Origin of the sequence: Mycobacterium sp. 134, assembly GCF_048282715.1 — a bacterium.
GTDB lineage: Bacteria > Actinomycetota > Actinomycetes > Mycobacteriales > Mycobacteriaceae > Mycobacterium > Mycobacterium septicum.
This window is the reverse complement of the sequence record NZ_JBLVUN010000008.1, coordinates 5,944,700-5,956,405: the sequence shown is the minus strand read 5'-3', so window position 1 is coordinate 5,956,405 and position 11,706 is coordinate 5,944,700. Positions and strand designations below refer to the sequence as shown.

General features: G+C 68.2%; 12 protein-coding genes. 9 read left to right on the top strand and 3 right to left on the bottom strand.

From position 1 onward, the window contains the following. Position 1: 1 nt before the first annotated feature. The gene (locus ACNQVK_RS33445) at positions 2 to 2,008 is read right to left on the bottom strand and encodes an MMPL family transporter (protein WP_418033009.1); all 2,007 of its coding nucleotides are present in this window, start codon (positions 2,006 to 2,008) and stop codon (positions 2 to 4) included. Beyond that, positions 2,001 to 3,593: a Na+/H+ antiporter gene (locus ACNQVK_RS33440; protein ID WP_418033007.1), complete on the bottom strand. Its 1,593-nt coding sequence runs from the start codon at positions 3,591 to 3,593 to the stop codon at positions 2,001 to 2,003. The genes ACNQVK_RS33445 and ACNQVK_RS33440 overlap by 8 nt, the downstream gene beginning before the upstream one ends. 42 nt (positions 3,594 to 3,635) lie before the next feature. Between ACNQVK_RS33440 and ACNQVK_RS33435 the strand changes: the two genes are divergently transcribed. The 6 genes from ACNQVK_RS33435 to ACNQVK_RS33410 are packed head-to-tail and all read left to right on the top strand — an operon-like array spanning position 3,636 to position 7,783. Next, positions 3,636 to 3,938 carry a UBP-type zinc finger domain-containing protein gene (locus ACNQVK_RS33435; protein WP_082941935.1) on the top strand — a complete coding sequence of 101 codons (303 nt, stop codon included), beginning with the start codon at positions 3,636 to 3,638 and terminating at the stop codon, positions 3,936 to 3,938. 24 nt (positions 3,939 to 3,962) lie between these two features. Then, on the top strand, positions 3,963 to 5,279 hold the full coding sequence (gene purT / locus ACNQVK_RS33430) for a formate-dependent phosphoribosylglycinamide formyltransferase (RefSeq protein WP_418033005.1): 1,317 nt from the start codon (positions 3,963 to 3,965) through the stop codon (positions 5,277 to 5,279). A gap of 6 nt (positions 5,280 to 5,285) precedes the next feature. Further along, a complete protein-coding gene (locus tag ACNQVK_RS33425) occupies positions 5,286 to 5,732 on the top strand; it encodes a lumazine-binding protein (RefSeq protein ID WP_418033003.1) in 447 nt (148 codons plus the stop codon). Beyond that, a complete protein-coding gene (locus ACNQVK_RS33420) occupies positions 5,729 to 6,142 on the top strand; it encodes a rhodanese-like domain-containing protein (protein WP_418033001.1) in 414 nt (137 codons plus the stop codon). The genes ACNQVK_RS33425 and ACNQVK_RS33420 overlap by 4 nt, the downstream gene beginning before the upstream one ends. An 18-nt stretch (positions 6,143 to 6,160) precedes the next feature. Further along, positions 6,161 to 7,369: an O-succinylhomoserine sulfhydrylase gene (locus tag ACNQVK_RS33415; protein ID WP_205867936.1), complete on the top strand. Its 1,209-nt coding sequence runs from the start codon at positions 6,161 to 6,163 to the stop codon at positions 7,367 to 7,369. 3 nt (positions 7,370 to 7,372) lie between these two features. After that, a complete protein-coding gene (locus ACNQVK_RS33410; protein WP_276125878.1) occupies positions 7,373 to 7,783 on the top strand; it encodes a hypothetical protein in 411 nt (136 codons plus the stop codon). Here the strand turns inward: ACNQVK_RS33410 and ACNQVK_RS33405 are convergent. Beyond that, the gene (locus ACNQVK_RS33405; RefSeq protein WP_418032999.1) at positions 7,780 to 8,643 is read right to left on the bottom strand and encodes an SDR family oxidoreductase; all 864 of its coding nucleotides are present in this window, start codon (positions 8,641 to 8,643) and stop codon (positions 7,780 to 7,782) included. The two genes, ACNQVK_RS33410 and ACNQVK_RS33405, sit on opposite strands and share 4 nt — an antisense overlap. 81 nt (positions 8,644 to 8,724) lie before the next feature. Here ACNQVK_RS33405 and ACNQVK_RS33400 point away from each other — a divergent pair, with 81 nt between their 5' ends. From ACNQVK_RS33400 to ACNQVK_RS33390, 3 genes are all read left to right on the top strand, one after another. Then, the gene (locus ACNQVK_RS33400; RefSeq protein WP_418032998.1) at positions 8,725 to 9,519 is read left to right on the top strand and encodes an SDR family NAD(P)-dependent oxidoreductase; all 795 of its coding nucleotides are present in this window, start codon (positions 8,725 to 8,727) and stop codon (positions 9,517 to 9,519) included. Between the two features lie 546 nt (positions 9,520 to 10,065). Continuing rightward, a complete protein-coding gene (locus ACNQVK_RS33395) occupies positions 10,066 to 10,590 on the top strand; it encodes a GNAT family N-acetyltransferase (protein ID WP_418032996.1) in 525 nt (174 codons plus the stop codon). Next, on the top strand, positions 10,587 to 11,684 hold the full coding sequence (locus ACNQVK_RS33390) for an LLM class flavin-dependent oxidoreductase (RefSeq protein ID WP_044515434.1): 1,098 nt from the start codon (positions 10,587 to 10,589) through the stop codon (positions 11,682 to 11,684). Before ACNQVK_RS33395 ends, ACNQVK_RS33390 begins: the two co-directional genes overlap by 4 nt. The last annotated feature ends 22 nt before the right edge of the window (positions 11,685 to 11,706 follow it).

Sequence of the window (11,706 nt, the reverse complement as noted above, 5' to 3'; positions counted from 1 at the left end):
GTTAGCGCTCGGCGTTCAGGCCCGGCCACCAGATCCGCGGGCCGATCAGCGTGAACAGCGCCGGGATGATGACGGTGCGGACCACGAAGGTGTCCAGCAGGATGCCCAGGCCGACGATGATGCCCAGCTGGGTCAGCACGATCAGCGGCAGCACGCCCAGCACGCAGAACACCGCTGCCAGCACCACGCCGGCGCTGGTGATCACCGCACCGGTGGCCGAGACCGCGCGCACGATGCCCTGCCGTGTGCCGTACTCCGGGGTCTCCTCGCGGGCTCGCGTCACCAGGAAGATCGTGTAATCCACGCCGAGGGCCACCAGGAACAGGAAGGCGAACAGCGGGGTGCTGTTGTCCAGCGCCGGGAAACCGAACACATGCACGCTGGCCCAGCCGCCCAGGCCGAGTGCGGCCAGCGCGCTCAGCACGGTGACGCCGACCAGCACCAGCGGTGCGAGCGCCGAACGCAGCAGCAGGTAGAGCACCGCCAGAACCACAGCCAGGATGGCCGGGATCACCACGAGCCGGTCACGCTGGGCCGCCGCGGCGGCATCCCTGGCCTGGGCGTCGGACCCGCCCACAACCGCGGTGCGGTCCGCGGAACGCACTGAATCACGCAGGGCATCAATGGTTTCGAAGGCCTCGTCGGAGGCGGGTTCGGCCGCCAGGACCACCGACCATTGGCTCAGCCCGGTCGGGGACTGGCCGGCGGGCGAAGCGGAGACGACGCCGGGGGTGTCGGTGATCGCCCGCTGCACCGCACCGGCCTTGCTGGTGGAGGCGATGACGCGGGTGGGGTCGGTCAGGCCGCTTGGGAAATGCGCGGCAAGTGTCTGGTATCCGGTCACCGATTCGGCCTGCACCCGGAACTGCTCGGTCTGGGTCAGTCCGATCGGCGTGGCCAGCAACGCGGTGCTCAGCACGGCCAGGCCGGCCAGCGAGGCCACCGCGACGCGGGCGGGTTTGCGTGCCACGGAGTCCGCAATCCGGTGCCACACACCGCTTTCAGTCAGTGGCGTGGCGCCGACCTTGGGGATGAACGGCCAGAACAGCCGCTTGCCGCACACGGCGAGCAGTGGCGGCAACACGACCAGCACGAAGATCGCAGCGACCACCAGACCCGATGCGGCCTGCACGCCGAGGCTGCGGTTGCTCGGCGCGGAGGCGAACAGCAGTGTCAGCAGGGCCAGCACCACCGTGGCGTTACTCGCCACGATCGCCGGCGCGGCGGCTCGCACCGCAACCACGAGGGCTTCGCGGTGCTGCGCGGTCCGCCCCAGCTCCTCCCGGTATCGCGAGATCAACAGCAGCGCATAGTTGGTGCCCGCACCGAACACCAGCACGCTCGTGATGCCCGACGTCGAACCGTCCGGGCTCAGGCCGAATCCGGAGGCCACCGCGGTCCCGACGACGGCGCCCACGCGGTCGGCGAAGGCGATCACCAGCAGCGGCACCAGCCACAGCACCGGCGAGCGATAGGTGACGATCAGCAGCAGCGCCACCACCGCGGCGGTCACCGCGAGCAGTGTGATGTTCGCTCCGGCAAATGAATTGGCGATGTCGGCACCGAACGCGGGGCCGCCGGTGATCTCGGCCCGCAGCTCGGCAGGCAAGCCGTCGGTGGCGGTGGCACGGAGATCCTTGACGGCGTCGTTGAGCCCGAAACCCGACAGGTCGGCCTTCAGCGGCACGGTGACCACCGCGGCCTTGCCGTCGTCGGAGACCATCAACGGCGGGCCGGGCACATCGGTCATCCGCTGGCGCGCACTGGCGGTGGCGTCGACGTCGTCGATGGTGAGCTCACCGCCATCGGCCCGGGTGACGACCAGGATCGCCGGAACCTGGTCTCCGCCGGGGAAATCGGCCCGCAGGGCGTCGGCCCGCGCCGACTCGGCGCCCGACGGGACGGCGACCGGCGACTGCGAGGCGGCGTCGCCGCCGCTGAGCAGGCCCAATAGACCACCAGAGACCACCACGACCAGCACGGCCAGCCACGTCAGACGCCTAATCACGATTCAGTGTCGCCTCTTCCAGATCGAGCCCATGCAGCACAGTACGCAGGACCTCGTCGTCGATGTGACCCGCGTCGCGTTCGGCGATGAACGTGTCCCGTTCGGCGGCAAGCATTTCCAGTCGCAGCCGGCGGAATGCGGACGTCGGGCTCTCGCCGATGTCGGAGTCGTCGCGGCCCAGCCGCTCCCAGGCCGCATTGCGGCGCCGGGTGTTCCAGGCCCGCAACACGTCGGCGGCCCGCTGGGGCACGTCGTTGCTTGCCGATTGCTCGGCCAGCAACGCGTCGAGTCGCTCGGCCGCGGCGCGGGCGGCCTTGTCCTGCGCGGCGGCGGTGGCGATTGCATCGCTGTGCGCCTCGTCGCCCTGGGCCCCGAGGACGCGGATGAACCACGGCAGCGTGAGCCCGTGCAGCAACAGTGTGCCGACCACGACGACGAAGGTCAGGAACACCAACTGCGGGCGGCCCGGGAAGGGATCGCCGGCCAGGGTGGTGGCGGGGACGGCGAACGCGGCGGCCAAGGACACGACGCCCCGCATACCCGCCCAGGCGACGATGAACACCTGGGCCCGGGACGGTTCGGGTTCGTGATCGCGGATCCGCTTGGACAGCATGCGGGGCAGGTAGGTGGACAGGTACACCCACACCATCCGCACCCCGATCACCGTGGTGAGCACGGCGGCCGAGGAGATCGCCAGGGTGGCGGCCGAGATCCCGGCCAGCTCGGAGATCACCTTGGGCAGTTGCAGGCCGATCAGCAGGAACGCGAACGATTCCAGGATCAGCTGCAGGGCCTTCCACACCGCCTTGTCCTGCAGTCGCGTCGCGTAGCCGGCCTGGGTGTCGCGCTGGCCCAGCAGCAGGGCCGCAACCACCACGGCGATCACGCCCGAGCCGTGGATCTCCTCGGCCAGCAGGTAGATGAAGAACGGCGCCACCAGACCGATCGCGCTTTCGACCAGCGGGTCGTCGAGCCGGGTGCGGATGAAGTTCACCGCCATGCCGACCAGCCAGCCCACCACGACTCCGCCCACCGCGGCCAGGGCGAACGTGCCCAGCCCGCTGCTCCAGGTGGCGGCGGTGCCGATGGCGGCACCGAGGGCCACCTTGTAGGCGGTCAGCGCCGTGGCGTCGTTGAGCAGGCTCTCGCCGCCCAACAGCGTCATGGTGCGTCGTGGCAGCCCGAGCCGGCGGCCGACGGCGGTGGCCGAGACGGCGTCGGGCGGGGCCACGATGGCGCCCAGGGTCAGTGCCGCGGCGATGGTGAGCTCGGGCACGGTGTGGAAGGCGACGATGCCGACGACGAAAGTGGTGGCCAGCGGCAGCCCGACGGCCAGGAACCCGATCGGGCGGATGTTGCGGCGCAGCGCCACGTAGCTGCTCTCGAGCCCCGCCGACCACAGCAGCGGCGGCAGGATCACGAAGAGCACCAGATCGGGATCCAGGTGTACGTCGTGGAAGCCGGGTAGCGCGCTGCCCGCCAGGCCGGCCACCACCAGCGCCAGCGGCGCCGAGACGTCGAAGCGCCGGGCCACGGCGGCCAGCAGGATTGCGGCCACCAAGGCCGCCAAGAGTGAAGCACCCACGCTGTCAGCCCTCCTTCGTGTGCTTGCTTATCCTTGGTCAACATGTTGAGGAGATCACGGCGGCGCGAGCACAACCCGGCGCCTCGCACCTGTGAGCATCTGAACGCGGAGGTTGCCGAGCCGCATCCCGTGACCCCTGGTCGATGCCAGGAATGTGAGGAAGACGGCGAGGACAACTGGGCGCATCTGCGGATGTGCATGACGTGCGGTCACGTCGGTTGCTGTGACTCAAGTCCGCATCAGCATGCCACCAAGCACTTTCACCAGAGTGGCCATCCGGTGATGCGCTCGGCCGAACCCGGGGAGAGCTGGCGTTGGTGCTATATCGACCATCGAGTCGGGTGACGATCTGGCAGGCTGGTGCGTGCGATGAGTGAATCGATAGAAGACGTGCAGCCCGCCGGGGAGACACCTGACCTGACCGACGGCCAGGTCGACGGTGCCGAAGATGCTCCGGCCGAGGCCACGAGCGACGGATCAGAAGAGCGGACGGACGCCGCCAAGCCCACCGAGCCTGCGGCGACGGTGCTGCTGCTGGGCTCGGGCGACTTGAGCCGTGAGCTCGCGCTGGCGTTCCAGCGGCTGGGCGGCGTCGTGGTGGCCGCCGACCGGTACTACGCGCCCGCCCACGGTGTCGCGGACCGATCCGCGGTGATCAAGATGAACGACGCCGAGGAACTCGCCGCGCTCATCGAGCGGGAGAAGCCGCGTTACGTGGTCGCCGAGTCCGGCGTCATCGCCGCCGACGCACTGGTCGCGGTGGCCGAGCGGGGCGACATCGAGGTTCTGCCCGCCCCGCGCAGCATCCGGCTCAGCCAGGACCGCGAGGGGCTGCGCCGGCTGGCGTCCGACGAGCTGGGCCTGCCGACGGTGCCGTTCTGGTTCGCCGGGTCGGTCGAGGAGCTGACCGCGGTGGCCGAGCATGCCGGCTTCCCGCTGGTGATCAAGCCGGTGGTGGGCGCGCAACGCGATGGCGAGTCGGTGCTGCTGCGCCCCGATGACGTCGAACCGGCCTGGCAGCGTGCGACCACTGCCGGACACATCGCCCACAACCGGGTGCTGGCGGAGTCCGTCGTCGAGGTCGAATACGAGATCACGATGCTGACCGTGCGCACCGCCGGCCCCTCCGGCCCAGGCGTGCAGTTCTGCGAGCCGATCGGGCATCGCCAGGTGGGGACCGACGTGCTGGAGTCCTGGCAGCCTCAGCCCCTGTCGCCGGCCGCGCTGGACGCCGCGAAGTCGATTTCCGCGCGGATCGTCAACTCGCTGGGCGGCCGCGGGGTGTTCGGGGTCGAGCTGCTGGTTCAGGGCGACGACGTGTACTTCTCCGACGTGCGGATCCGTCCGCACGACAGCGGCCTGGTGACCCTGCGGTCGCAGCGGTTGTCGGAGTTCGAGATGCACGCCAGGGCCATCCTGGGCCTGGCCGTGGACACCATCATGATCTCCCCGGCAGCTGCCGAGGTCAGCTACGGTGGCGCCGATTCCGGCGAGCTGTCGGTCGACATCAGCGCGGTGCTGGAAGAGGCGCTGGCCACCTCGGAAAGCGATGTGCGGCTCTTCGGTCGCCCCGGTGAATCCGAACCTCCGCGCCGTCTGGGGGTGGCGCTGGCCACCGCTCCTGACGTGATCATCGCCCGTGACCGCGCCCGCCGGGTCGGCACCGCGCTGCGCAAGTTGCGGTAGCCGGCCATGGCTGAGGAAGAGCAGGATCGGCCCACGATGGCCCCGTTCCTCGGGGCGTTGGCCGTCATTGTGCTCGCCGTGATCGTTGTGGTCCTGCTGAACAGCTTCGGTACCGACGGGCGCAGCGAGGAGCAGAAGGTCAGCCTCTCCGCGGTGGGCCAGAACGACGCCCTGCAGCGGGAGAACTTCAGTGAATTCTCCGGTTACACCTGCGCCGCCCAGCGCGGAGCCGAGGCAGATTTCATTGCCCGTCAGCGTGATTCGGTGGCCAAACAGGGGGCCAGGTACGTCGACGACGTGACAGCGGTGAAGGTCGAGGGGGCTCGGGCCACGGCAACCGTGGTCTACCACTTCGGCAATACCCCTGACACCAAGGTGAACACCGAGACGACATTCGTGCGTGAGGACGGCGAATGGCGCGTCTGCTCGAGTATGGGAGACTCACGCCCGTGAGCTATGCGGGAGACATCACGCCCGAGGAGGCCTGGAAACTTCTGAGTGAGAATTCCGAGGCCGTGCTGGTGGACTGTCGAACTGACGCCGAATGGCGCTTCGTCGGTGTGCCGGACCTGTCCACCCTTGAGCGTGACGTGGTGTACGTGGAATGGAACCGGAACGACGGCAGCCATAACGATGGGTTCGTCGAGGATCTCCAGGCGTCCGGCGTGACGCCGGGGGAGCGGCCGGTGGTCTTCCTGTGTCGCTCCGGCAACCGTTCGATCGGCGCCGCCGAGGCCGCCACCGCGGCCGGCATCGCGCCGTCCTACAACGTGCTCGACGGATTCGAGGGCAATCTGGACGAGAACCGCCACCGCGGCGGTACCGGTTGGAAGGCCGTCGGTCTGCCGTGGAAACAGAGCTGAAGTAGAGCTGAGAGTCTCATGACTGACATCCCATCTGTCCGGATCCCGGCTGCCCTGCCCGAGGGCGTCAGCCAGGCCACCATCGGTGTGCGCGGCGGCCTGCTGCGTTCGGAGTTCGAGGAAACCGCCGAGGCGATGTACCTGACCTCGGGGTACGTCTACGAGTCCGCGGCCGCGGCCGAGAAGGCGTTCACCGGCGAGATCGACCGCTTCGTCTACTCCCGCTACGGCAACCCGACCATCTCGATGTTCGAGGAGCGCCTGCGGCTCATCGAGGGTGCACCCGCGTGCTTCGCCACCGCCACCGGCATGGCGGCGGTGTTCACCGCTTTGGGTGCGCTGCTGGGCGCCGGCGACCGCCTTGTGGCCGCCCGCAGCTTGTTCGGGTCGTGCTTCGTGGTGTGCAACGAGATCCTCCCGCGCTGGGGCGTCGAGACGGTGTTCGTCGACGGTGACGACCTCTCCCAGTGGGAGGAGGCGCTGTCGGTGCCGACGCAGGCGGTGTTCTTCGAGACGCCGTCGAACCCCATGCAGTCCCTGGTCGACATTGCCGCGGTGTCCGAGCTGGCGCATGCCGCCGGTGCAAAGGTCGTGCTGGACAACGTCTTTGCCACTCCGCTTCTGCAGCAGGGCATCCCGCTCGGTGCGGATGTGGTGGTGTACTCCGGTACCAAGCACATCGACGGTCAGGGCCGGGTGCTGGGCGGGGCGATCCTGGGCGACAAGGAGTACATCGACGGCCCGGTGCAGAAGCTCATGCGCCACACCGGCCCGGCGATCAGTGCCTTCAATGCCTGGACGCTGCTGAAAGGCCTTGAGACGCTTGCGGTCCGGGTGGATTACTCGAACCGTTCGGCGCACACGGTGGCCGAGTTCCTGGAGTCCAAGGCCGGCGTGAACTGGGTGAAATACCCGTTCCTGGAATCACATCCGCAGTACGACCTGGCCAAGCGCCAGATGCGCGGCGGCGGCACCGTGGTCACCTTCGAACTGGACGGCGGCAAGGACCGCGCCTTCGAGGTGCTCGACAAGCTGCGCGTCATCGACATCTCCAACAACCTGGGCGATGCCAAGTCCCTGATCACCCACCCGGCCACCACCACTCACCGGGCCATGGGCCCGGAGGGGCGCGCCGCCATCGGGCTCGGCGACGGCGTGGTCCGCATCTCCGTGGGTCTGGAAGGCACCGAGGACCTGATCGCCGACCTGGACCAGGCGCTGGGTTAGCGCGTGTCACGCGGATCCGACGCGAAGAAGGCCCGCCGCCGCAAGCGGCAGGCCGACCGGGGCGTGAACCGGGTCTCGGCGGAGTCCGTCGACGAACTGGCGGACATCCCTGACGCTGTCGTCGCCGACCTGGCTGAGTTCGACGAGCGAATCACCCAGCGCGGCTGGGAGTTCGACGAGGAACAGTCGAACGACGACTACGCCGTGTGGTTCTACGAGCCGTCCGGGGCCCAGGTGGAAGACGGCCTCCCGGTGACCTCACTGTGGCTGGATGCGGCCGAGGACGGTGAGATCGTGCGGGTGGTGTTCGTCGGCAGCGTCGAACGCTACGAGTTCGCGCACGAGGAATTGACCGGAGCCCTCGACGTGATCGAGGGCTACCGCGCCGGTCAGCCCCTGCCGGAGTTCGGTTAGCTCTTCCCGTCGGAGTCGATGACTCCCTGGGCTGCCTGGGCCCGGTCCTCGTAGCTCTTGCGCTTGGCGGCGTCGAACTCCAGGAACACACTGTCCAGGCCCAGCTTCTTGTTCATCCAGCGCCGGCCCTTGGGCGGCAGCATCTGCGCGGCCTGAGCGGTGAACCGCAGCGGCGGCGGCACAGACACGTGGGTCTTGGGCTTGTTGAGCGTCTTGATGATCGCTGCGGCGATGTCTTCGGGCTCGACCGGCTTGATCGCCCCGCTGGATTTGGTGCCCGAGATCAGATCGGTGTTGGTGAACGGCGGCATGACCACTGACACGTCCACCCCGTGCGGGGCCATTTCATCGGCCAGCGCGGTAGTCAGTCCCACCACGGCGTACTTGGCGCCGACGTAGACCACCTGGCCCGGCAGCGGGATCAGCCCCGACAGTGAGGCGATGTTGATGACGTGGCCGCTGCGGCGCTTCACCATCTCCGGCAGTGCCAGCTGGCAACCGGTGAGCACGCCGTAGACGTTGACCTCGATGGACGACCGGATCGACTGTTCGGACTGCTCCAGGAAGGGGCCGATCGGCATGACACCGGCGTTGTTGATCAGCACGTCGATGTGCCCACCGCCGTCCGTGCGGGCTTTGTCGAGGAACGTGGCGAACGATTCGCGGTCGGTGACGTCGAGCGGGTAGCCGGACACCGGGCCGAGCTTGCTCAGGTCGACGACGGCCGACTCCTGAAGCGCCACGTCACGGTCGCCGATGACGACGCGGGCCCCGCGGGCCAGCAGGGCCTTGGCAGTGGCGTAACCGATGCCTCGCGCGGCACCGGTGATCGCGATGGTCTTGCCCCTGATGTTGTCCATGGCGGCGAACTTTACACGTGTCAAGTTTTGCGCGGAAGGGGGTGACGAGGTCTACCGTTCAGAGCAAGCATGGAGGCCGGTATGCAGATCAAAGGCGCACAGGCACTGGTAACCGGGGCCGCCGGTGGCCTCGGTGGCGCCATCGCCCGCGCCCTGCACGGTCGCGGCGCGCGGCTGATCCTCACCGATCTGCGCGCAGAGCCGCTCCACATCCTGGCGGCGGAGTGCAACGGCGCCGAAGTATTCGTGTGCGATCTGTCCGACCGCGGACAGCTGGGGCACTTGAGTGCCCGATGCGTCGATGCGGACATCGTGGTTGCCAATGCGGCACTGCCTGCGACCGGGCAGCTCGACGATTTCACGGCCAGGCAGCTTGACCGCGCCCTGGATGTGAACCTTCGCGCCCCCATGCTGCTCACCCAGCGCCTGCTACCCGGAATGCTGCGCAGGCGACGTGGTCATTTCGTCTACATCTCATCGATCGCGGGCAAGGTGCCGTCGTCGCGACTGCCGATCTACTCGGCCACCAAGGCCGGGCTGCGCGGATTCTCGTCATCACTCCGGCTGGATCTGTACGGATCCGGTGTCAGCTGCTCGGTCGTCTTTCCCGGGACGATGACCGACGCCGGGATGCTGGCCGACGCGGGGCTGCCGGCGAACCCCGGCTCGAAGGGGGTCACGACCGATTTCGTCGCGCGCCGCGTCATCACCGCCATCGAAAAGGACCGTGCCGAAGTCGATGCGGCCGAGCTGCCGGTCCGGATCGTGGCCAGGCTCGCGGGCCTGGCACCCGGGTTCGTGGCCCGGCTGACCCGGCGCGACGATGCTCTCGCCTGGGGTGATCGGGTGAGTGAAGGGCTACGCCATCTCCGCTGAACTAATGGGCCCCGTATGACGACTCCGCCGGGTAGGACCCCCACGACGGCGGCGACGGCCACGTCGGGTCCGTCGGATAGCTCGAGTCGGCCGGGTACGACGAAACAGGAGAAGTCGCGGCGGCCGTGCCGATACCGGCAAAAGGTATGAAAATGGCCACGCCGAACATGAATCCAACGGCAAATAGTTTCTTTGCGAATTTGACGCGCGAATGTTCCCCCATTTGATTCCCTCCCCAGGTTGCCACGTCTGCGCTGTGTCAGAGCAATGCGAGAATGCGCTCAGTGCCTGGTCAGCGCAACATTTACGGAGGCGTTGAAAATGCCTTCATTGCCGAGGAAAGTTGATTCCGCCTTTCGTCTCCCGGCCGAATGGACGATCGAAATGTTGCTCAAGGTTTGCCATTCCCGAGTTCGGGCCCGCGCTGGCTGTTTGCCGGTGAGATGGTGATCATGGATGGCTCAGCAGGCGATTCCGGCAGGTTTTCAATCAGGCTGATCGTGGTTGGAATGGTGTGGCCGGATGTGCGTTGAAACTGCCGTGGGTATGCAAACGGTGGTTAAGTCAGCCCCCGTGAGTGGTGTGCAGTTCGTAGCGGTCGGCCTGGATGATCCATTGGCCGCCCCGCTGCTGGCCGAGTTGTCGGTCGAGTACTCGGGGCGTTACGGCGGGACACCCGAGTTGATGATGGGCTGGCTGCGCGGAAAGTCCGCCGAGGAGTTCGCCCCGCCCGGCGGCGGGCTGTACATCGGGGTGCTCGACGGCGTGCCGGTCACCGGCGGCGCCTTCACCCGATTCGACGCCGAGACCGCCGAACTCAAACGCATCTGGACCGACAGTCGCTTCCGGAAACGCGGTCATGCCGCGGCGCTGCTCGCCCACCTGGAGCTCGAGATCGCCGCACGCGGATACCGCAGGGTCTATCTGACGACGGGTCACCTCCAGCCCGAGGCCGAAGCGCTCTACGACTCGGCGGGCTACACCCGGCTGATTGCCCCGTTGCCGCCCGAGGGGGAAGGAACCGTCTTCCCCATCGCGTTCGAGAAGGAACTGTCGGGGGAGGTCACATGACGGTGCCGCTCTCGATCCTCGACCTGGCCCCCATCAGTGCCGGGGGCGACGCGGTGACCGCACTGCGCAACACCGTCGACCTGGCTCAGCACGCCGAACAGTGGGGCTTTCAACGGTATTGGGTCGCCGAGCATCATTTCGTGTCGGTGGCCAGCTCGTCACCCGCTGTTCTGGTGGGGCAGATCGCCGCGGCCACCGAACGGATCAGGGTCGGCACCGCGGCAGTGCAACTCGGCCACACGACCGCCGTCGCCGTGGTGGAGAGCTTCGGCACACTGGCCGCGTTCCATCCCGGCCGGATCGATCTGGGGGTGGGCCGCTCGGGGCAGAAACGCGCCGAAGCGGTGCGGGACAAGCCCCGCGAGCCACGGCCGCCGAGGGAGTGGCACGAGGTCGACGGGGTGGTGGTCCCGGCGCCCTTCGACGTCAGCGCGCTGATGCGCGATCCGAAATTGCGGTCCCGGATGGCGGTGTTGCAGCAACCCGAGGCTGTCACACCGGATTTCGCCGAACAGTTGGATGACATCCTGGCCATGCTCGCGGGCCGGTATGAGGTCGGTACGGCCGTTCCCGGCGCAGGTGCCGGCCTGACCCCGTGGGTGTTCGGCAGCAGTAAGGGGCAGAGCGCCCGCGTCGCCGCCGCGCGTGGGCTGCCGTTCGTGGCCAGCTATCACATCACCCCGGCCACCGCGCTGGAGGCAATCGAGGTGTACCGCAACGGATTCACCCCGTCGGAGTACTTGTCGGAACCGCACGTGGCGGTATCGGCCGATGTGGTGGTGGCCGAGGATGAGGCCACGGCGCGGTACCTGGCATCCAGCTACGGCCACTGGGTCTACTCGATCCGGGCCGGCGGCGGCGCGGTTCCCTACCCGGACCCGGCCGACTGCGGACCGCTGTCCGACGAACAGCTGGAGGTGGTCCGGGACCGTACCGCAACGCAATTCGTCGGAGACCCTGATCAGGTGGCCGCGCGGCTGGAGGCCCTCCAACGGGTGAGCGGGGCGGACGAACTCGTCATCACCTCGGTGACGCACCGGCACGAGGACCGTTTGCGCTCCCACCGGCTGATAGCTGAGCGGTGGGGCAGTTAGCGACTAGGCTGGCCCCCGAAGC